This is a genomic window from Gordonia sp. DT101, from assembly GCF_049844895.1.
Taxonomy (GTDB): domain Bacteria; phylum Actinomycetota; class Actinomycetes; order Mycobacteriales; family Mycobacteriaceae; genus Gordonia.
On the sequence record NZ_JBNCLX010000001.1, the window covers coordinates 638,000 to 660,096 of the forward strand.

Sequence of the window (22,097 nt, forward strand, 5' to 3'; positions counted from 1 at the left end):
ATCTCGACGCAACACCTGCGCTGACCTGCGCAAAGCCGAGGTCTCCAGAATCAGTATGTGACTAACATCACAGAAGCGTATCCTGGCGGTACGTCAACCGAAGGAGGAGAAACGATGGCAACCCATCATCTGCCCCATCACGAGAGCCACGGAAACCATCCGATGAGTGTCATCGGGTACGTGCTGACTCTCGGCGGTTTCGCTTCCGCCGCGCTCTGGCTCGTGTCGATGGCAGGCGGCCACGTCGCAGCAGCCATCTTGTTCGGCCTGTTGATGATCGGTGCGTTCGCCGTCGCCGCATCGATCTTCCTGTCTCTCAATCATCGCCACCATCACAGCCCGGTCCTACCCGACGACACCGAGCGGGAACTCGATCGGTACATGCACCGATATCGCGAGTGATCCACTGACATCCGCCGACGAAATGGCGGGGCGCACCAGAATTCTGGTGCGCCCCGCCATTTTCCGATTCGAGCGGCGGTGATCAGCCTCCCGACGGCAGCGATTCGTACTGCGACACCGCCTGATTCAGCTGATCGAGCGCCGCGCCGTACGCCTTGAAATCACCCTTCATCTGCGCGTCCTTCAACGCAGTAAGGGCCGAACCGATCGCTTGGACAGCGGCGTCGCGCTCCGGTGACTGCCCCTGCTGAGGTGACGGACTCGCCGCCGCGGCGTTCGCGGACTGTGAGGGTTGAGCACTCGCACCACCTTCGACAGCCGGACCACTCTCTGGGTCCGTCACCGCGGCGGGATTGATCCCCACTTGACGCAGCGCCTCTGAAACCGTGGCCGCATAGCCGACGCGGGCACCGTCGCTGGCCGCGTTGTAGTAGACGATCACGCGATAGAGCTTCGGAATCGCCGAGTCGTCGGTCTTCGACTGGGTGTACATCGGCTCGACATACAGAATCCCGTTGCGGCCCACCGGTAGCGTCAGCAGATTACCGTAGGTCACCCGGGTGGTGTCCTCGACCTGCTTACGATCCGACGCGACCGGACCGGCGCTCTTCATGTTCTCCTGCGCCTGCTGCGGGCCGACGGTCTGCTTGGCCGTGGGCAAGGTCTTCACCGTGATCCGGCCGTAGTCCTGCGGATCGGACGACGCCGTCATGTAGGCGGCAAGGTTCCGGGTGTTCAGACCTGTCATCACCGTCGTCAGCTGGAACTGCGACTCGGTCCCGTTGGGAGCGGCAGCGGTGAAGTAATACGGTGGCTGGTTCAGCCCCTGCTGCACGGCCTGGTCCTTGCTCGGATCCGCGGGAATCGACCAGAAGTTGTTGCTGCGGAAGAAGGTCTCGGGATCGGACACGTGGTACTTGGCGAGCAGAGCACGCTGGATCTTGAACAGGTCCTCCGGGTACCGGAAGTGCGAGAGCAGATCCGGGTTCTGGTCGAGCTCGGCGCGTGACTTGACGGTTCCCGGGAAGACCTTCATCCACGTCTTCAACACGGGGTCGGAGGTGTCGAACTGATAGAGGTCCACCTTGCCCGTGTAGGCGTCGACGGTGGCCTTCACCGAGTTGCGCGCATAGGAGATCTGGCGGTTGACCTGAGTCCGGCCGGTCTGCCCCTGGTTGAGCTCCTGGGCATCAGACGTAGCGCCCTGCAGCGACATCCGCTGCGCATACGGGTAGGTGTCGAGCGTGGTGTACCCGTCGACGATCCACTTGATCGATCCATCGGCCATCACCGCGGGATAGGTCTTGGAGTCGAGGGTCAGCCAGGGGGCGACCTTCTTCACACGGTCGCGCGGATCGCGGTCGTAGATGATCTTGGAGTTCTTGTTGATCGCGCCCGAGAGCAGGATGTTGCGCTCGGTGTACTTCACCGAGTACAGGAAACGGTTGAACCAGTTGCCCAGCGAGACACCCGAATCGGCGGTGTAGGTGTAATTCTTGCCGTCCTCGTCGTACTCCCGGTCGCCGTTGTCCGAGCCGACGATGGCGTAGTCGGGGTTCACCTTGGCGATGAGCTCACCGAAATAGATGCGCGGCTGTTTGACCTTGATGGGTGCGGTCTGCTGATAGTCCTTTGACCGGATCGTCTCGAGGTCACTGACCTTGAACACGGGCAGACCACCACGGTCGCTGTCGCTGTCGGACGACGCCTCGTCCACGGTGTTGGCCGGCGCTGCGATGAACCCGTTGCCGTGGGTGAACACGGTGTGCTTGTTGATCCAGTTCTGCTGGTTCTCGCCGTACTTCGACGGATCGAGCTCACGGGCCGCGACCACGTAGTCGCGCTCCTGTCCGTCGACCTTGTAGCGGTCGACGGCGAGCTGCGCGGGGAAACCATAGAAGTTCTTGAGGAACTGTCGCTGATTGAAGGCCGGCGCAATCACGTTCGGGTCCAGGATCCGGATGTTCGACAACGTCGCCGAATCACTGTTGACCGCCACCGGATCCGCCGGGGTCTCGGTCCAGTTCTGTTCGTAGGTGACGTCGTCTTTGTCGCGGATCTTGTAGGCCTGTTTGGTGGCCGTCAGGTTGCGCGCTATGTACTCCGATTCCTTCTGCGCGGCGTTCGGCTTGACCGAGAACTGCTCCATCGCCAACGGCCATCCCACACCGATGACCAGGGCCGACAGCAACATGAGTGCGGTCGCGAGTGCCGGCACACGGAGGTCGCGCAATACCACCCCGGCGAAGAACGCCAGGGCACAGATGATCGCGATGGCCATCAGGATCAACTTCGACGGCAGCACCGCGTTGATGTCGGTGTAGCTGGCGCCAGTGAAGATCTCCTGTTTGCGCTGACTGGACAACAGCGAATAGCGGTCGAACCAGTACGCGACGGCCTTGAGCAGCAGGAAGATCCCGGCAAGCGCGGCGAGCTGCACACGCGCCGCGGTGGTCATCGACGGCTTCGTTCCGCCACCGCCGAGGCGGAGCCCGCCGAACAGGTAGTGGGTGATCAGGTTGGCCAGGAACGAGATCACCACGATGACGAACAACAGATTGAGCACGAGCCGGTAGAACGGCAGATCGAACGCATAGAAACTGACGTCGAGCCCGAACTGGGCGTCCTTGACACCGAAGCTCACACCATGCAGGAAGGTCTGGACCGTCGCCCAGGAACCTTGGGTGACCAGACCGGCGAGCAGGCCGATCAGGGCCGACGGCACGATCGCGAACCAACGGGTCCGTCCCATCACGGTGGCCCGATAACGAGCCAGCGGATCGTTCGGGCCGGAGGCCGGCACGAAGACCGGTCGAGACCGATAGGCCATCGCGATGGCCCCGAACACGACCAGACCGACCACCACGGCCGTGACCAGGAACAGCACGACGCGTGTCCACACGATCGTGGAGAACACCCGCGTATATCCGAGATCAGAGAACCACAGCCAGTCGGTGGCCAGTCCCACCAAACGTGGCCCGATCAGCAGCAGCACCAGGATGGCGACGCCGATCCCGATGGCGATCTTGCTCCTGCGCGACAGTGTCGGCATTCCCGCCGGCCCGCGTACGCCCACCTACCCACACTCCAAAGTTCTCATTTCGGGCATCGGCCCGACCCGTACGAAGCCCGCAGGGCTCGTGTTCGTCCAACTGTACTGGCCCGGTGTGGCGCTGGTCCGACACCGGTGCCGCCGGACGCCGACCTCACACTCGGTGACGAGGTCGAGGCGTTGACGCCCTAGGTGAATCGACAACGCACTGCCGCCCAGGTGAGTTCCATGTCACATCACGCTCGGCGTGGTGGGCTCGCGCGAGTGGCACCCGACGTCGTCGGGACGCGGCAAGATGGACCGGTGACCGATCAGCCAACACTGTCGCCCGACGGCCTCTCACCCGACGCGCTGGGCCGCGCTCTGAGCGACATCGTGACATTCGTCGACGAGAACGGCTGGGATCAGCCGCCGATCCTGTTCGCCCTGGTCCCGACAGCCACGCTGGCGCAAACCCAACCGGATCTGATCGATCCCGACGACGACTCCGAACTGAGTCCGATCGCGCAGGAGTCCCTTCCGATCGGCTCCGAGCCGTCTGGCAACGCAGACCTCGAACACATCCTCGCGACCACGACGTGGCCGGCCCCGGTCACCGGCGCCGCGCTCGTCCAGGAGATCCTTGTGCTGCCGCCCGAGGCCGAGGCGGACCTGGATACGGCGTTTCTGCAGGTGCCAGGCGACCCGGACGACCCGACCGGAGGTGACGCCGTCCTACGCGCCTCGGCCGACGCCCATCCCGGTGCGCGCCCCGCCCGGCTCGCGATCGGCGCACTGCGCGACGGCCGCACATTGGCCCTGATGCAGTTACGTCCCGAGAGGGGCGCCGATCCGGCCGGCATCGAGTTGCTCACCCATCACGACCTGGCCACCGATCTGCGCGCCGCCCTGGCGCACACGCTCGACCACGGCCCCGACAGCTGACATAAGGCGGAGATCAGCAGTGCGGGGCGGGACGCCCTGCGCCCACGTCGCCGAGCGCGTCGACGGCGCCCTGCAGGTTGTCCACCTTCACCAGGGTGAGCCCGTCGGGCGCATCCGAGGTGGCCTCCGCGCAATTGCGCTGCGGCACGAGGAAGACGGTGGCGCCGGCGTCCCGGGCAGCGCGCGTCTTGTGCGTGATGCCGCCGATCGGGCCGACCGCACCGTCCTCGTCGATCGTCCCGGTCCCCGCGATGAACTTGCCGTGGGTCAGTTCGCCCGGACTCAGCCGGTCTATCACCGCCAGAGTCAACATCATCCCGGCCGACGGGCCGCCGATGTCACCGACGTTGTATGAGATCTTCAGTGCCGGATCGGCATTCACCACCTCGGGGGTGACGCCGAGATAACCGACCTTGGGGTTGTCGGGACGAGCCGCCAGCGTGACCGTCACCGTCTGCTTGGTGCCGCCGCGATCGATCTCGATGGGAACGACGGCGCCCGGAGCATTGCCCTTGACCGCGGCCTGCATCTCGGCCGTCGTCGAGACCTGCTTGCCGGCGACCGTCAGCACCTGATCGCCCTGCCGGAGCACATCCGCGGACGGGCCGCCGGGAGCGACGGTCGCGACGACGACCTTGGTCGGCCGGTTCAAGTAGCGCAGGGCCGCGGCGGTGGCGCTGTCCTCCGAGCCGGTCATGTCCTGCTGATTCTGTTGCTGGACATCGTCCGGTGACTGATCGGGCGGGTACAGGCGGTCGCGCGGCTCCAGCGTGTACGTGCCGGAGATCCACATCCCGAGAGCCTGGAACATCGACATGCCGTCGGTGACCGAGACGGTCGTCAGGTTGAGATTTCCGGTCGTCGGATCGGTGGGCGTGCCGGTGATGTCGACCACGGACTTGTCGTCGAGGGTGCCGAGTGTGTTCACGGTCGGGCCGGGGCCGAGTGCCACGAACGGCACCTGCACGGTCGTCCCGACGAACAGCAGTGCGACGAAGACCAGCGCGGTGACGACGACGGTCGCGATCCGACGATGCCCGGGCTGCAAGCTCATTCCGCTCACAGTAACGGACCCCTCCTACATTGAGCCGCCTACGCTCAAGGCGAACGCCGGGACGCCTGGCGGGCGGTACCGTGGAGGCATGAGTGATCTGCCCTTCGGGTTCTCCCCCTCCGGCGACGACGATGACGAACGCCGCGGCGAGGACAAGCGTCGCGAGGACAAGTCCGGCAACGACGCGTCCCCCGGCGACCCGGGCAACCCGCAGAATCCGTTCGGTTTCGCGATGGGCGGCGCCGAGGGTTTCGATCCGTCCCAGCTCGGCCAGATGTTCTCCCAGCTGGGCAATATGTTCAGCGGTATGGGCGCCGGGATGGCGCCCGGTGCGGGTGGCGGTCCGGTGAACTACCAGGTCGCCACGAACCTCGCTCGCCAGCAGATCGGCAACTTCACACCGGTGCTCGACAAGGAGACCCAGGCCGTCGCCGACGCGGTCCGGTTGGCCGACGTCTGGCTCGACGATGTGACCACCTTCCCCGGCGGTGTTCGGCAGGCCGTCGCGTGGACGCCGGTGACGTGGCTCGAAGAGTCGATGCCGACCTGGAAGCGGCTCTGCGATCCGGTCGCCACCCAACTCTCGCGAACCTGGGAACAGAATCTGCCCGCAGAGGCCGCCCAGTTCGCCGGCCCGATGATGGGCATGCTGACCCAGATGAGCGGGATGGCCTTCGGCACGCAGCTCGGCCAGGGACTCGGCCAGCTCGCCAAGGAGGTTCTCACCTCGACCGACGTCGGACTCCCTCTGGCCCCGGAGGGCACCGCGGTCCTCCTGCCCGAGGCGATCGCGAATTTCGCCGAGGGGCTCGAGCAACCGGCGCAGGAGATCATCCTGTTCCTCGCCGCCCGGGAGGCCGCGCACGTACGCCTGTTCACCCACGTCGGGTGGCTGCGGCAGCGTCTGCTGTCCACGGTCGAGGAGTACGCGCGGGGCATCAGCATCGATTTCAGTGGCATCGCCGACATGACGTCGGGCATCGATCCGCAGGAACTCCTGTCCGACCCGTCCAAGCTCGAGGAGCTGATCGGGTCGTCGGCGTCGTTCGAGCCGACCACCACACCCGAGCAGCAGGCAGCGCTGGCCCGGCTGGAGACCCTCCTCGCACTGATCGAGGGCTGGGTGGAGCAGGTGGTGTCGAGGGCTCTCGACGACCGCATCCCGAGCGCGGCCGCCCTCACCGAGACGATGCGGCGGCGCCGTGCCACCGGCGGGCCCGCCGAGCAGACCTTCGCGACGCTCGTGGGCCTGGAGTTGCGGCCACGCAAGGTGCGCGAGGCCTCCGCCCTCTGGTGGCAACTGTTGGAGGCAGGCGACATGTCGACTCGTGACGGGGTGTGGGCACATCCGGATCTGATGCCCGACGCCGACGATCTCGACCATCCGGCGGCGTTCATCGACGGCGTCATCGGCGGCGGGGCCAGTTCCTTCGACGACCCGATCGCTCAGCTCGAGGCGACCCTCGCGCAGGAGCGCGCGGACCAGGAGTCGCAGGGCGCGAAGCCGGACGACTCCCCCGACTCCGACGACCCGCCCCGCGACTCCGGCACGTCGTGATCGCCGCGGTGGTACAGGACGCTCCCGCACCACCGCAACCGCACTGAACACAGGCGTTCCGACTTGTGCACAACCTGTTCCACGACACCTGAGACCGCCTTCGGGGGTGGCAGAGTGACGTCATGTCCGATCCGAGCGCCCGGCACCCACGTCCCCCGGACGAATCCCGAGGTGCTCGCGAGACCATCGAGTTGCCGAGCAGCCTCCCGCTGGTGCGACCGGGGACACCGGTCCTGGTCCGGCCCGGCAATCGCGTGCATGTCGGCAGCGATCCGCACCGCAGCCTGATCATCGAGCTCTCCTCACCGGTCCGCGCGGACGCGGTCGCCACGCTGGTGCGTGATCTGAGCCGCCCTCGGTCGCGGGGAGAGATGCTGCGCCGCGCGCGGTCGATCGGCCTGACCGCAGCCGATCTCGCCACCATCGTCGGCCAGCTCACCGCCGCCGGCCAGGCGATCGCCACCGACAACGGCAGATCGTCGTCGACGCTGCGCATCCGTCTGCATGGACGCGGCCCCCTGTCGGACCTCCTCGCCGCCTCGCTGACCGAGGTGGGGATGGTGCCGCGCCGGTCGACTCGTCGTCCCCATGACACGGTCGACGGGTGGGATGCGAACCTCGTGGTGCTCACCGACTTCCTGGTGCACGACCCGGCTGTCGTCAACGCACTCATCGCCGCCCGCATCCCGCATCTGCAGGTGCGCGTCCGAGACGGAGTGGGCGTGATCGGACCACTCGTGCTGCCCGGCCTCTCGAGCTGTCTCCGGTGCGCGGATCATCATCGCACCACGATGGAACCGGACTGGCCCCTCCTGGCCGCGCAGATGGTGCGTCAGCCGGGCTATGCCAGTGCCGGCACCATCCGCAGCACCGCCGCACTCACCCACGAACAGATCGAACAGCTCGCGGGCGCGCTCTGGGCCGGCACGTCGACCACGTCGACACCCCAATTATTCAATCGCGCTTTGGAATTCCACGCAGATCCGGCAAGTCTCGCAGTGGTCGAATGGCCACCGCACCCGTTGTGCGATTGCCGCCCGATCACCGCGCAGGCCGGTTGACCACGGCAGCAGCTCGGCGCTCGGGTGTGGCGGTCGTCGGGACGGGCCCGTCCTCTATCCTGAGGTGGGGAAAGGACGCTATGAGCGACATCACTCGGGGGCAGGGACGACGCAACGCCAAGTTGGCGTCGCTGCCCATCGGTATGGCCGGACGCGCAGCGGCCGGTCTCGGTAAACGCATGGTGGGCAGGGACAAGGACGAGGTCCAGCAGGAAATGCTGGAACGGGCCGCCGACCAGCTGTTCGCCGTCCTCGGCGAGCTCAAGGGCGGCGCCATGAAGGTCGGTCAGGCCATGTCGATCATGGAGGCCGCCATCCCCGACGAGTTCGGGGAGCCCTTCCGCGAGGCGTTGACCAAATTGCAGGCGGAGGCCCCGCCGCTGCCTGCAGCCAAGGTGCACAAGGTTCTCGACCAGCAACTCGGCACCAAGTGGCGCGAACGATTCCGTGAGTTCTCCGATGAACCCGCCGCGTCCGCCAGCATCGGGCAGGTCCACCGGGCCGTCTGGTCGGACGGCCGCGCCGTGGCCGTCAAGGTGCAGTATCCGGGTGCCGATCACGCCCTCAAGGCGGACCTGAAGACGTTGTCCCGGATGTCGGGTCTGTTGCAGAAGCTGTCGCCGGGCACCGATGTCAGGGCGATGATGGACGAACTCATCGACCGGACAGAGGCCGAGCTCGACTATCTCGGGGAAGCCGACAATCAGCGCGCCTTCGCCAAGGTCTTCGACGGCGACCCGGACTTCCTGGTTCCCAAGGTCGTGGCGAGCGCACCGAAGGTGGTTGTCTCCGAATGGATCGACGGCACCCGGCTGTCGAAGGTCATCGCCGACGGCGACCAGGCGACCCGCGACAACGCGGCCGCGAAAATGGCCACCTTCGAGGTGAGTTCACCGTTCCGGGTCGGACTGCTCCACGGCGATCCGCATCCCGGGAACTTCTTCCTGATGGACGACGGCCGTTTCGGCATCCTCGACTTCGGCGCGGTCGGTCACTATCCCAACGGACTTCCACCAGAGACCGGACCCATTCTTCGTCTGGCGCGGGACAAGCAGTACGAAGAGCTCAAAGAGCTGATGGTGCAGACCGACTTCATCCGGCGTTCGCATGCCGATCGAGTGAGCCCGGCCGACATCGAGGCCTACCTGAAGCCCTATGTCGACCCGCTCTACACCGAGTCCTTCCACTTCACCCGCAAGTGGATGCAACGCGCCGCCGGCAAGGCCACCGACGTCCGCGGCGACGTCTACAAGACATCGCGAAACCTGAACGTGCCCAAGAACTATGTGATGGTGTTCCGGGTGCTGGCAGGGTGTGTCGGCATCGCCTCACAGCTCGAGGCGAATGCGCCGTACCGCGCGATCATGGAGAAGTGGGTGCCGGGTCTCGCCGACTGAGTTCGGCCCCCTTCGTGACGTTCGCAAGCTCACTCCTCAGGGATCGGGAATTCCGTTCGACCCCTGAGGAAGCGAGCCTGCGAGCACCGACCGATCCCTGAGGAAGCGAGCCTGCGAGCGCCTCGACGGGCCGCCGCCCCATCAGGCGGCGTTCTTCCGCGGCCGACCGCGCGGGCGCTTCCGCGCGATCACGGTGCCGCGATCGAGGATCTCGCCGCCCCAGACCCCCCAGGGCTCGGCACGGTCCAGCGCGGCCCGCAGGCAGGCCTCACGCAGCGGGCACTCGGCGCACATTGCCTTGGCCCGCTCCAGATCTCGGGGATCCTCGGCGAACCACAGATCGGCGTCGGCCACCTGGCAGGGCAGGTCCAGGCCATCGACCGACACGTGGTCCGCCGAAAGACACGATTCGAGAACGCAATCGACGGTCATCTTGCTCTCCACATCTACTCGTGTTGGGTGTTGAACCCGGAGTCCTCGATGTGAAGTAGTCGAAATGGAAGCTCATCACCTGGGATGAGATCGATTTCGGGTATCTACAACAAGGGCCACGGGTTCGCGTCTGCGATTCGCCCGTGGCCCGAAAGGTGCGGAGTTAACGTCTCCGCAGACTTCGTATCTGCACGGGGAACCGCTGCTCGGCTCGCGCGCCGGCGATTGCCGGGTCTGCGAGCGGTACGGCTGCGGCGGGCGCATGGGCTGCCATCGGGCACACATGGGTCACATCGACCCAGGAGCGGTCGCGACGGAAGTTCATACCGACGAAGAAGTCGATCGACGCCGCCGTCGGTGCCAGAGGCATCGCCACAGGCACGCTGACGCTCGCCTGAATGTTGATTCCGTTCACTGATCCGCTCCTTTCCGTGCTCGCAGGCTTCCACATGTGAGGCGACCCATTACGGACAAACAGGTAGCACCCCGTGCTGACGAATCAAGACTAGGGGGTGGGACAAACTTCGCACAACCCATTTTTGACCTGCGGTTTCGATACGGCGCGGGCTCGGTTTCGATACGGCGCGGGCTCGGTTTCGATACGGCGCGGGCTCGGTTTCGATACGGCGCGGGCTCGCTACGCTCACGCGTGCCTACTCAACCCGGCGGCTGCGCTCGCGCGTGCCTACTCAACCCGGCGGGTTTCGATACGCGTCGCGTTCACTTCGTTCACCCGTCGCTACTCAACCCGGCGGCCTTTGACGAGGTCGAGGAGTTCTGGACCGAACTCCTCGAGTTTCGTCGGTCCGATGCCCGGAATCGCACCGAGCGACCGGGCATCTGCCGGCCGCTGGTCGGCCACCGCATCCAGCATCGCGTCGGTGAGGATGGCGAGTTCCCGCACGCCACGCCGCCGCGCACGGTCGGCCCGCCAGACCCTCAGCGCGGATACCAGCGACTCGTCGCGGTCCTCGATGCGACAACTCGCGCACCGACCTCGCACCCGCGACTCCGGGTTCACCAGCTCCGCTCCGCACACCGTGCATCGCCCGCTCCGATTCGGATCGAGGTCGATGCCGTCGAGGAATCGCGTTCGTCGGCGCGTGGCCCGTCCGCCGCCCGACCGCGACAGGCTCCACGAGAGGTAGAGGTGCTCGCGAGCGCGGGTGATGCCCACGTAGAAAAGCCGGCGTTCCTCCTCGATCGCCTCGTCACCGTGTTCGATCGCCTGGGTGATGGGAACCGATCCCTCGGTGAGTCCGACCAGGAAGACCGCGTCCCACTCCAGCCCCTTGGCCGCGTGCAGCGACGCGAGCGTGACACCGACCTGCGCGGGGGTGTGCCGCTCGCCCGCCCGCAATGCCAGCTCCGACACCAGGCGTCGCAAGGTCATACCGGGCTGGTCGGCGATGATCTCGTCGACAACGGACATCAACGTACGCAACGATTCCCATCGGGACTTCGCCGTCGGCCCCGCCGGTTCGGTCTCACTCAGGCCGAGGGGCGCCAGGACGGCGCGTACCACCCGCGTGGTCTCGGCGCCGGCGGGCAGGTCGTCGCGGCCGGCGGCGGCCTCGAGGTTGCGCATCGCCTGGCCGATCTCGGTGCGCATGAAGAACGCCTCGGATCCCCGTACCTGATAGGGGATGCCGGCCTCGGTGAGTGCCTCCTCGAAACGTTCGGACCGCGCGTTCACGCGATAGAGCACGGCGATCTCCGAGGGCGAGGTACCGGAGTTCACCAGGTGTTTGATCTGCGCGGCGACCCCGTTGGCCTCGCGCAGGTCGTCGGCGAACTCGGCCGGTCGGGGAACCGGGCCGCGGGGACGTTGTCCCACCAGCTCCAGCCTCGTGCCCGGTGAGCGCTCGGTCGCGGCACCAATGACCTGATTCGCCAGTGACACCACCTCGGGAGTGGATCGATAGTCACGTTCCAGACGGACCAGGGTGGCCTCTGGGTGACGGCGGGTGAAGTCCAGCAGGTACTTCGCTGTCGCGCCGGCGAACGAGTAGATGGTCTGGTTCGCGTCGCCCACCACCGTCAGATTGTCGCGCTCCCCCAGCCACGCCTCGAGGAGCCGTTGCTGGACCGGTGTGATGTCCTGATACTCGTCGACGACGAAACACCGGTAGCGCGAACGGAAGTCGGCTGCATGGTCGCTTTCCCGAAGTAGCTCGCCTGCGTAGATGATCAGGTCGTCGAAATCCAGGAGCAGATGTGCACCATCACGTTTCGCAGTCTCGTACGTGTCGAAGACCGCGGCTACCGCATCATGTGGGAATGGGGTGTCGCGACCGGCGGCACCGGCGTGCGCCACGTATTCGCCGGGTGTGATGAGGGATCCCTTGGCCCACTCGATCTCCGACGTCAGGTCACGCAAGGACTCGCTGGTGGTGGTCAGGCCGACGTGACGGGCGGCGCGCGCCACCAGCGGGACTTTGTGGTCGAGGAGCTCCCAACTCAGACCGCGCGGCCAGAAGTATCGCAGCTGACGCAGGGCCGCCGCGTGAAATGTCTGCGCCTGAACCGAATTGCCGGGGCCCGCGATGTCCAGCGACCTGAGTCGCGAACGCAGCTCGCCCGCCGCGCGTGTGGTGAACGTGACGGCGAGCACCTGACTCGGATTCACCTGGCCACTGTCGATCAGATGCGCGATACGCCGGGTGATGGTCCGCGTCTTCCCGGTCCCGGCCCCCGCCAGCACGCACACCGGGCCCCGCGGGGCGAGCACCGCCCGCTGCTGCTCGGGGTCGAGACCGTCGAGGATGCGGTGGAGATCGGGCACCGGTTCACTATGCCATCCGGCACGGACACCCGATCGTCACGTCTCGCCACGCCGATCTGCGCACGGTCGGCGAGATTCTGCGCACGGTCGGCGAGAGTTGGTATCGCCGTCACCGGCGGCGATCAGACGCCGAGCTTGGCCTTGACGTCTGCGATCGACGGGTTGGTGGCCGTGCTGCCATCGGCGTACAGAACGGTCGGGACCACGTGGTTGCCGCCGTTGACGCTCCCGACGAACTCCGCGGCGTCGGGATTGAGCTCGATGTCGACCTCCTGCCACGTCAGACCGAGGCTCTTGAGTCCGGTCTTGAGCCGCGCACAGTAGCCGCACCAGCTCGTGGTGTACATCGTCAGTTCGCCGGTGTCGGAAACCCGGGCCGAGGCGTCGTCATCGATCACATTGCTCATGCCACCCATAACAGCACGGAACGGCGCACTGTTCCCGGCGAGGCCGCTATCAGCGATCCGCGTACGCCCACGCCGTGATGAGCGATCGCGCGATGGAGATCGACCCCGGGAGGCGCAACCTGCGCTCGTCTGTCCCCGTGCCCACGGATCCGTCGCCGCGCACCCACTCGGCGCCCTCCTCGAGGGCGTCGATCACCTCGGCACGGTCGAACCAGACGGCGTCGCCGATCTCCCCGTCCAAGAACTCCAGAGGTTCGTCGGGGTCTCCGATGGCGGCGAAACCCAGCATCAGCGACCGCGGGAACGGCCATGGCTGGCTTCCCAGATAGCGAGGTTCGCGGATGGTGATGCCGACCTCCTCGTGGACCTCGCGCGCGACGCATTGTTCGAGCGACTCTCCGGGTTCGACGAATCCGGCGAGGGTCGAGTACCAGCCGTCGGGCCAGATCGCCTGCCGGCCGAGCAGCAGCCGATCGCCACCGTCGTGGACGACGGTGATGATCGCGGGGTCGGTTCTCGGGAACTCGTCGGCGCCGGTGTCCACGTGCCGTCGCACCCAACCGCCGCGAGCCGGGACTGTCGCGGACCCGTCAACCGGCGAAAAGCGTGCGGTGGCATGCCAGTTCAGGATGCCCAGCGCTGTGGCGAGGAGCCCTGCCTCGTCGGCGTCCAGGCCGTGCGCACCGCGACGCGGGTCGTCGGTGGGACCGTCGATGTGATCGACACGCCGAGCCCACAGATCCGCGCCGGCGCTCTCGGCGCCGCCGATCCCGAGGAACACCGCGTCCGCGGGCGGCTCGTCGGCGAACTCGATGGCGGCGAGCCAGTGCAGACCACCACCGTCGGACACCGGGTAGCGGCCGTTGGAATCGATCAGGAGCACGCGGGCCGTCGACCACCCCGCCTGCATGCGTGCCGGGTCGTCACGGATCTCATCGGCTCGGTCGAACGTCGCGCGCGACAACAGCGGCGGCTGGTCGAACACGAACTGATCCCCGATCATTCGGACTGTCCCTTGCGCACGTAGAGCAACCTGTCCCCTGCCTCGATCTGTTCGACCTCACTGTCGTCGACGCGGTGCAATACCCCGTTGCGCACCACCCCGAGCACGATGTCTCGGGTGTGCGAGGGCGACCCACCGGTCTCGGTCGGGTCGACCTCGCGTTCAGCGATCGCATACCCCGCATCGGGTGTCAGGAGATCTTCGATGACCTCCACCACCGATGGTGTCATGGTCGCGATACCGAGCAACCGTCCTGCCGTCTCCGACGACACCACCACCGAGTTCGCACCCGACTGCCGCATCAGGTGGGTGTTCTCCGATTCCCTGATGGACGCCACGATCTTCGCCCGTGGATTCAGTTCTCGGGCGGTCAACGTCGCCAGCACCGCGGTGTCGTCGCGATTGGCCGCGACCACGATGCTCGCCGCGTGTGCCACGCCCGCGAGCCGCAGGACATCCGACTTGGTGGCGTCACCGCGGACCGTCACGAGGCCGTCGGCAGCGGCCGCCTCCAAGATGTGCGGGTCCGAGTCGACCACGACGATCTCGGCCGGCTTGATGCCGTCACCGATCATCGCGTCCACCGCGGTCCGGCCCTTGGTGCCATAACCGATGACGACGGTGTGATTGCGCACGCTGTTCCTCCAACGCTGGATCTTGAGCGCCTGCCTCGACCGTTCGGTCAGCACCTCCAGTGTGGTACCGATCAAGACGATCAGGAACAGCACGCGCAACGGGGTGATGATCAGTAGGTTGATCAGCCGGGCGGACGGGGTGTACGGAGTGATGTCGCCGTATCCGGTGGTCGAGAGCGTCACCGCGGAGTAGTACATCGCGTCGAGGAACGACAGTGCGTTCGGCTGGACGTCCCGATACCCGTCGCGGTCGAGATAGACGATGATCGAGGTCGCGAACAACGCGACCACGGCGAAGACCACCCGCTTGCCGATCGCCCGACCCGGACTCTGCTGCAGTTCGGGAATCCGGACAACTCCGACCAGCGCGTAGTCGGGGCTGTCCGCGAGTTCCTCGGACCGCAGTCGCCGCCGAAACCCCCTGGACCGCATCAGCCGTACCGCCGTTCGCTCACGAGTGGAATCTAGCTCATTTCGCCAGCATTGCAGCGAGCGCCGGCCGATCGGGCAGGTCGTCGGGCTCAAGTGTGTAACCCGACCGCACGTAGTGGAATGCGGCGCGTACGTTCTCGAGCGGGACACCGGCCAATTGCGCCCAGGCGATCCGGTAGGCGGCGAGCTGGACGAAAAGCGATTCCCGGCGAGCCGGCTCCGGCACCGACCCCGTCTTCCAGTCCACCACCAGCCACCGCCCGCCCGCCTCCGCGAAGACGGCATCGATCCGGCCGCGGATCACCGTCGGACCGATCACCGTCTCGAACGGCACCTCCACCTCGGTCGGGCTGCGCTGTGCCCACGTCGATGCCAAGAACGCATCACGCAGCTGATCGAGGTCGGCGTCGGGCGACGCGGTCCCGTCGGCGGCACCCGGCAACTCGTCGACATCGAGGAGGCGGGTCGCGCCGAACCACCGCTCGACCCAGGCGTGAAACGCAGTACCCCGCCGGGCCGTCGGGTTGGGCTGATAGGGCGTCGGGCGTCGCAGCCGCCGAGCGAACGCCGCCTCGTCGGTGTCGAGTTCCACGAGCTGGCTCACCGACAAGTGCGTCGGCAGCTCCACATCGACCTCTGCCTGGTTGGTGCTGTGGTGTTCGGCCAGCAAAGCCGCCACCTCGGCGCGCCACGCGGCGATCTCCTCGTCGTCTTCGTCGTCGCCCGTCTGCTCGGACGCCGGGGCATCGAACAGCGCCGGTGCGTCCCGATCGGCGATCGCATCGAGGACCAGGCGGGCCGCAGCCGTCACCGCGAGTCGGCGCTCGCCGAGAAGATCACGCGGCCACGACTCGCTGACGATCCGCTCTGCCAGCGGGTTGGTCGCATCGTCGGCCGGCTCCGGTGCGTCCACGTCGATCACCATGTCGGTCGAATCCACGTCGGGGTCGGCGATGGACGCCGACATGATCGTGCGGATCTCCTCGAAGAACGGTGAACCGCCCCGGGACTTGTCGCCGGTCTCAGACCAATGGTGAGCCGAGATCAACAGCTCGTGTTTCGCACGGGTCAGGGCGACATAGAGCAACCTACGATCCTCTTCGAGCCGCCGCTGCCCGATCGCCTCCTTGTGTTCGGTGAGAGTCGTCTCGAGTTCCTTGCGATCCGACACCGACCGCAGATCCAACGCCGGGAATCCCTCCGCATCGGTGCCGTCGGCCAGATCACCACGCAATGCCGCGGGCAACTCCTTGGCGCTGCCCAGCCAGGTCGTGTCGGCGCGCCCGCCGGGAAAGATGCCCTGACACAGATGCGGCAGCACCACGACATCCCACTCGAGGCCCTTCGCGGCGTGCACGGTGAGGATCTGCACCCGTTGTTCGGCGACCTCGATCCGACCGGGTTCGAGCCCCTTCTCGATGGTCTCCGCAGTGTCCAGGAACGCCAGCAACCCCGGCAGATTCGCTCCGGGTCGGTCGGCATATGCGGTCACGTAGTCGGCGAATGCGTCCAGGTGTTCACGCCCGGTGATCGCGCCACGCATGCGATGGGCGCGGATCTGCGCCTCCACCGCCACCCCGATGGTGTGTTCGACGTCGGCCACCAGCTCGGGCAGCGGTTGACCGATCCGGCGACGCAACGACTCCAGCTGCGCCCCGAAGGCACGGATACGGGCGTATCCCTCGGTGCTGTACCGCTGTGCGTCACCGGGATCGACGATGGCATCCGCGATCCCGGCACGGTCGACGATCTCCGTGGGCAGGACAGCGTCGAGGGCTTCGTCGAGCTCCTCCCGGGACGCCACCACGCCCGTCGAACCATACGACTCGACCGCGGCCAACTCGGTCGCGCGTCGCCACAGCGTCGCCAGATCACCTGCGCCGAGTTGCCATCGTGCGCCGGTGAGCAGACGCATCGCCGCGGTACCGGCCATCGGGTCGGCGATCACCCGCAACATGGCCACGATGTCCTCGATCTCCGGGACATGGAGCAGGCCCCCGATACCGACGACCTCGGCAGGGATGCCGCGACTCTCCAGCTCGGCCGCCAAGGGGGCGGAATCCTCGTTGCGCCGCACCAGGATTGCCGTGGTGGGTGGGGCCTCGCCGGCCGCCTCCGCATCACGATAGTGCCGCTCCACATGGTCTGCGACCCAGCTCCGCTCGTCGACGACGGTTTCGGTGAGTGCCAGTCGCACCGAGCCGAGCGGAGCGTCGGGACGTGGCCGTAACACACTGACGGGTATCCCCCGACGACGCAGCTCGTCCGACGTCTCGTTCGCGAGGCGCAACGCGTGGACAGCATTTCGCCAGCTGGTGAGCAATTCCAGCCGAACCGCAGGCGACGAGTCGGACTGTCGGAAGTCGTCGGTGAACCTGGGGAGATTGGCCGCCGACGCACCACGCCACCCATAGATGGACTGAATGGGGTCGCCGACGGCGGTCACGGCGACGCTCCCGACTGTGTCGCGCCCGCGGGGTGGCGCCGACCCCCGGCGGCCCGGCGCCACCCCGAACAACGTCGCCAGCAGGATTCGCTGCGAGTGGCCGGTGTCCTGATACTCGTCGAGAAGCACCGCTTTGAACGATTCCCGTTCGGCGGCAACCACTTCGGGGTTGCGCATCACCAAGCGCGCCGCCAGCGACATCTGACTGCCGAAGTCGAGCGCGGTGGCCGCCCGCATGGATTCCGACAGCGCCTCCACCATCGGGATCAGCTCGCGACGTTCGTCGATCACGTCGCGCACCTTCAGCAGGGCCTGGGTCGGGGTGTCGCGCTGGCGTGGTCCCTTCGGCAACGTCTCGATCAATTGATACAGGTCGTCGCCCGTGCGTCGCAGGTCGTCCATGTCGACGAGGTGCTCGGCCATCTCGCCGTACAGCTTCAGCACCGCCTCGGTGACACTGGCCGGCACCTTCTTCGTCTGCAACTCCCCGGTCCAGTTCGCGACCACCGAGAACGCCATCTGCCACAGCTCGGTCTCCGACAACAACGTGGAATTCGGCTCCACCGGCAGCAACAGACCGTAGTCGGCGATGAGCCGTCCGGCATAGGCGTGGTACGTGCTGACCTCCGGGTCACCACCGTTCAGGCGCGCAGCGATGGCACCATCGGGATCCCAGCCACGCAACGCGGGCGACCCCGCCAGCATCGACAGTCGACGCCTGATACGGACCCCCAACTCACTGGCCGCCTTTCGCGTGAAGGTCAGCCCCAGCACCTCATCGGGCGCGACGAGACCGTTGGCCACCAACCACACCACCCGAGCCGCCATGGTCTCGGTCTTGCCGGCCCCCGCGCCGGCGACGACGAGGATAGGTTCCATCGGCGCCTCGATCACGGCCACCTGTTCAGGCGTCGGTGTGGGCAACCCGAGGGCAGCGGCCAGCGACACCGCGGAGATCCTCGACCTCACGAGTCGGTCAGTCATCGATCACCGTCTTGCCGCGCAGTTGCGCGGGACAGCTGGTGGCCAGCGCGCAATGGGTACATCCGGGATTCAGCGTTGCGGCAAAGCCCGGACCCACGCTGGCCCGGGCCGCCTTGCGTACCACCGAGATCCACTCGTCCACCCGATCCGATGTGAGAGGTTCCTGTACCCGCTCGGTGGCGCCGCTGTTCCGGTTCGCCGCCGAGACGTACACCAGGCGACCGCCGCCGGGGTCGCCGTCGCCGATGCCCTCGACCCCGCCCAGTGCCAGCGCGAGTTGATAGGTTGCCAACTGTGCGTGATCTTGCGCGTCCGCCTTCGTGATCGCGGTCTTCGCGGTCTTCACGTCGACCACCACCGGCCGCCCATCGCGGTCGCGTTCGAGACGGTCGATCCGGCCGCGCAGGCGCACCGGCACCTCCGGATCGCCGTCCGCACCGGCGTCCTGAGACCCGGCGGGCAATGTCGCGTCGATCGCCGCCTCGACACCCATCTCCGACAGATCGTCACGCGAGAGTCGCAGCCAGTCACGGAAATTCGTGAGCATGGCCTCGGCCCGTTCGAGCTCACGCACCGAGTACCACGCCGCCCCGGTATCGACCCGGTCCCAGATGCCACGCAGCGCAGCCGTCACCTCGGCAGGCTCGATCTGGCCGGCCACTGCCTGCACCAGAGTGTGCACCAAGGTCCCGGTCAGCGCGGGCGTGCCGTCTCCGTCGCGGCCGCCATGCCGTTCGAGAACCCAGCGCAACGCGCATCGCGTCAACGACTCGACATTCGACGGCGACAACATGACCGGCCCACGGTCGGGGGTCCATAGGGCCGCATCGGAACTCGGGCCCGCCAATCCGTACCAGTCCTTCGGAGCAGCACCGGGAATATCCGAGTCGGCGAGTTCGGCGAGCAGTTCTGCAGCGGCCCGGGTACGCGCATCGAGCTCGCCGCTCCCGGCGCCGGTCATACTCGGCCCGCTCGGCCCGCTCGCTCCGCTCCCGGCGCCGCCCACACTCGGCCCGCTCGCTCCGCTCCCGGCGCCGCCCACCACCGCGGACCGCAACGTCGCGATCAACGACGCCAACGACAGCACCCGGTCGACGCCCGGATCCAACGGCAGTTCCGCGAAGGGCTCCATCGGCTCCTCGTCCACGGCCTCCGTCGAGCCCTCCCGACGAGTGGCGAGGGCATCAGCGATCTCCGCAACGAACCGCGACGGCGACGCGTCGCCGCTGCCGTCCTCCACCGCCGTCACCAGCAGTCGTCGCCGCGCCCGCGTACATGCGACCAGCAGCAGCCGACGCTCGTCGGCGAGCGCAGCCGTGGTGCGAGCCACCGTGTCCAGCGCCTCCGGATCCACTCCATCGAGCAGATCGACCAACTGACCCGTCCCCAGCACACTGCCCCGGCTGCGCAGTGACGGCCACAGACCGTCGAGTACACCGGCCACCGCGACGACGTCCCACTCGCGGCCCGCGGCGGCATGGGCCGACAGCACGGTCACCGCGTCGGCACCCGCACCCGGAACGCGGCTGTCCCGTGGGATCTGCAGTGCCGCAAGGTATCGGACAAAACCGGCAGGTCCCGCCGCGGGCAGATTGTCGGCGAATCCGGCGGCCGCCTCGAACATCGCCATCACCGCGTCGAGATCGCGGTCGGCCTGCTCCCCGGCCGGGCCACCGCGGATCGCACTCGCCATCCACCGACGTTCCAGACCGGTCGCCTGCCAGGCCGCCCACAGGGTCTCCTCGACGCCGCGGCGTGCCACATCGGTCCGATGGGCGGCATCGACCACCTCGAGCACGCGGACCAGCGGGCGTGCCTCGGCGTCGGTCAGCGCTCGGAGATAGCGCTCGGCCTCCGTGCGGTCGAGGATCGCACGCCGGAGGGCGATCAGCGAATCGGTGGCCGCGCCACCGTCGCCCGTCCGCTCATCGAACCGGCGGACCCCGCGGCGCAGTCGGCGCATCGCACCCGGGTCGGCACCGCCGACGGGGCCGGACAGCAATGCGACCGCGTCCTCCACCGCAAACGCCTCCACGGCGTCGTCGTCGGACAACCCGCGCGCGGCGACGGCACGCAGAACCTGCATCAGCGCCGCGACGGCACGCTGACGATGCAGCGGCAGGTCGCTGGTCGGCGTGGTGACCGGGACACCCGCGGAACGGAATGCGCGGCGCAACGCCGGCAACGCCAGCGATACCGAACGCACGATCACCGCCATCCGGGACCACGGGACCCCCGAGAACAAGTGCGCGCGACGCAACAGATCAGCGACCGCAGTGGCCTCCTTGGCGCCCGAGCTGAAGACCCTGACCTCGGCTCCGCCGAGCGGGTCGTCGTTCGGGTCGGTACCGTCCGACCTCACCTCCGGCGGCAATGGATACGGATGAGGACGAGCCCCCGGGAGTCGCGATGCCAACGCATTGCCGACCACGGCGACCACCGGATGATTTCGAAAACCTTGTGTCAGCACGATATCCCGGTCGGAACCGCGGTCGGCGAGCTCGTCTGCGAACCGAGGGCTGGCACCCCGGAAACCGAACACCGACTGATCGGTGTCGGCGGCGACGACGGTCGAATCGGTGCCGGTGCCGATCAGGGTCACCAGCGCCGATGCCTGCGGATCGAGATGCTGCGCATCGTCGACGAGGAGATGCCGGATTCGTCGCCGCTGCCCGGCGAGGAGATCGGGGTCCGTGGCGAATGCCGAAAGCGCCGACCCGACGAGTTCCGCGGCATCGACGGCGGGCGCCGACGCGCCCGGGGCGTCGGCGCCGACCGCGCCGCGCAACAGCATGTTCTGCTCGTATTGGCCGTACGCCCGGCCGGCCGCCACCCACTCCGGGCGGCGATGACCGCGCCCGAGGGCGGACAGCTCCTCCGGGCCGACCCCGCGTTCGGCGGCCCGCATCATCAGGTCGCGCAACGCCTGTGCGAATCCATCGGTGCCCAGGGCCGGTCGCAGCCGATCTGGCCAATACTCTGCGCCGTCCTCGAGGTCGCCCGCCAGCAGTTCACGCAGCACCATGTCCTGTTCGGATCCGGTGATCAGGCGGGGCGGCGGATTTCCGTGCGCCGACGCCTGCAGCCGGAGCACGGCGAACGCGTAGGAGTGCACCGTGCGCACGAGAGGCTCGCGCAGTGCATGACCGGCGCCGTCGGCATCGGCGCCTGGCCCCGCCGCCAGCACCCGGCGGGTGATCTCCTCGCGGAGCATTCCGGCGGCACGCCGTGACGAGGCCAGGACCAGTACCGACTCGGGATCCACCGCTGGGCGCACCAGTCGGGACACTGCGGCGTCGACGATCAGGGCGGTCTTCCCGGTGCCGGGACCACCATGAACACGGATCGGCGACCACGGTCGGCCGGGATCCGCCGACGCCGACCCGCTGATCGCCTCCCGGACGTCGGCAGGCCACTGCCGGGCGGCATCGTCTGCACCGGCCCGGGTGGCGATCAGGCGGGTGCGCAGCGCGGTGCCAGTCCCCGGCGTGGAATCGACGCGACGTGCCATGACCCTATGGAATC

Annotated in this window: 15 protein-coding genes; 5 read left to right on the top strand and 10 right to left on the bottom strand. The window is 67.4% G+C overall.

The window, feature by feature from the left end:
* Positions 1 to 114 precede the first annotated feature (114 nt).
* On the top strand, positions 115 to 402 hold the full coding sequence (locus ACLQ3I_RS03200; protein ID WP_425791108.1) for a hypothetical protein: 288 nt from the start codon (positions 115 to 117) through the stop codon (positions 400 to 402).
* An 82-nt stretch (positions 403 to 484) separates the two neighbouring features.
* On the opposite strand, the gene ACLQ3I_RS03205 is transcribed toward ACLQ3I_RS03200, so the two are convergent.
* The gene (locus ACLQ3I_RS03205; protein WP_425791106.1) at positions 485 to 3,478 is read right to left on the bottom strand and encodes a UPF0182 family protein; all 2,994 of its coding nucleotides are present in this window, start codon (positions 3,476 to 3,478) and stop codon (positions 485 to 487) included.
* A gap of 279 nt (positions 3,479 to 3,757) precedes the next feature.
* On the opposite strand from ACLQ3I_RS03205, the gene ACLQ3I_RS03210 reads away from it, so the two are divergent.
* On the top strand, positions 3,758 to 4,378 hold the full coding sequence (locus tag ACLQ3I_RS03210) for a PPA1309 family protein (RefSeq protein WP_425800093.1): 621 nt from the start codon (positions 3,758 to 3,760) through the stop codon (positions 4,376 to 4,378).
* Between the two features lie 13 nt (positions 4,379 to 4,391).
* On the opposite strand, the gene ACLQ3I_RS03215 is transcribed toward ACLQ3I_RS03210, so the two are convergent.
* Entirely contained in the window at positions 4,392 to 5,432 is a 1,041-nt protein-coding gene (locus ACLQ3I_RS03215) for a YlbL family protein (RefSeq protein WP_425800094.1), read from the bottom strand.
* A gap of 88 nt (positions 5,433 to 5,520) precedes the next feature.
* Here ACLQ3I_RS03215 and ACLQ3I_RS03220 point away from each other — a divergent pair, with 88 nt between their 5' ends.
* From ACLQ3I_RS03220 to ACLQ3I_RS03230, 3 genes are all read left to right on the top strand, one after another.
* Positions 5,521 to 6,990, top strand: a complete 1,470-nt coding sequence (locus ACLQ3I_RS03220) for a zinc-dependent metalloprotease (RefSeq protein ID WP_425800095.1) — start codon at positions 5,521 to 5,523, stop codon at positions 6,988 to 6,990.
* 122 nt (positions 6,991 to 7,112) lie between these two features.
* The gene (locus ACLQ3I_RS03225; protein WP_425800096.1) at positions 7,113 to 8,051 is read left to right on the top strand and encodes a hypothetical protein; all 939 of its coding nucleotides are present in this window, start codon (positions 7,113 to 7,115) and stop codon (positions 8,049 to 8,051) included.
* A gap of 80 nt (positions 8,052 to 8,131) precedes the next feature.
* The gene (locus ACLQ3I_RS03230) at positions 8,132 to 9,448 is read left to right on the top strand and encodes an ABC1 kinase family protein (RefSeq protein WP_425791096.1); all 1,317 of its coding nucleotides are present in this window, start codon (positions 8,132 to 8,134) and stop codon (positions 9,446 to 9,448) included.
* 141 nt (positions 9,449 to 9,589) lie between these two features.
* Here the strand turns inward: ACLQ3I_RS03230 and ACLQ3I_RS03235 are convergent, their stop codons facing one another.
* The 8 genes from ACLQ3I_RS03235 to ACLQ3I_RS03270 all read right to left on the bottom strand — a co-directional run bounded on the left by ACLQ3I_RS03235 (position 9,590) and on the right by ACLQ3I_RS03270 (position 22,083).
* The gene (locus tag ACLQ3I_RS03235; protein WP_425791094.1) at positions 9,590 to 9,880 is read right to left on the bottom strand and encodes a WhiB family transcriptional regulator; all 291 of its coding nucleotides are present in this window, start codon (positions 9,878 to 9,880) and stop codon (positions 9,590 to 9,592) included.
* Positions 9,881 to 10,043: 163 nt separating this feature from the next.
* On the bottom strand, positions 10,044 to 10,295 hold the full coding sequence (locus ACLQ3I_RS03240) for a hypothetical protein (protein ID WP_425791092.1): 252 nt from the start codon (positions 10,293 to 10,295) through the stop codon (positions 10,044 to 10,046).
* Between the two features lie 324 nt (positions 10,296 to 10,619).
* Positions 10,620 to 12,665 (bottom strand): ATP-dependent DNA helicase UvrD2, encoded by a 2,046-nt coding sequence (locus ACLQ3I_RS03245; RefSeq protein ID WP_425800097.1) that lies wholly within the window; start codon positions 12,663 to 12,665, stop codon positions 10,620 to 10,622.
* A gap of 122 nt (positions 12,666 to 12,787) precedes the next feature.
* Positions 12,788 to 13,072, bottom strand: a complete 285-nt coding sequence (locus ACLQ3I_RS03250; RefSeq protein ID WP_425791088.1) for a mycoredoxin — start codon at positions 13,070 to 13,072, stop codon at positions 12,788 to 12,790.
* 49 nt (positions 13,073 to 13,121) lie between these two features.
* Positions 13,122 to 14,075, bottom strand: coding sequence for an NAD(+) diphosphatase (gene nudC / locus ACLQ3I_RS03255; protein ID WP_425800098.1), 954 nt, complete (start codon positions 14,073 to 14,075; stop codon positions 13,122 to 13,124).
* Positions 14,072 to 15,142, bottom strand: coding sequence for a potassium channel family protein (locus ACLQ3I_RS03260; RefSeq protein ID WP_425791084.1), 1,071 nt, complete (start codon positions 15,140 to 15,142; stop codon positions 14,072 to 14,074). The genes nudC and ACLQ3I_RS03260 overlap by 4 nt, the downstream gene beginning before the upstream one ends.
* 37 nt (positions 15,143 to 15,179) lie before the next feature.
* Positions 15,180 to 18,572, bottom strand: a complete 3,393-nt coding sequence (locus tag ACLQ3I_RS03265) for an ATP-dependent helicase (protein ID WP_425800099.1) — start codon at positions 18,570 to 18,572, stop codon at positions 15,180 to 15,182.
* Positions 18,565 to 22,083, bottom strand: a complete 3,519-nt coding sequence (locus ACLQ3I_RS03270) for an ATP-dependent helicase (RefSeq protein WP_425800100.1) — start codon at positions 22,081 to 22,083, stop codon at positions 18,565 to 18,567. The genes ACLQ3I_RS03265 and ACLQ3I_RS03270 overlap by 8 nt, the downstream gene beginning before the upstream one ends.
* Between the last annotated feature and the right edge of the window lie 14 nt (positions 22,084 to 22,097).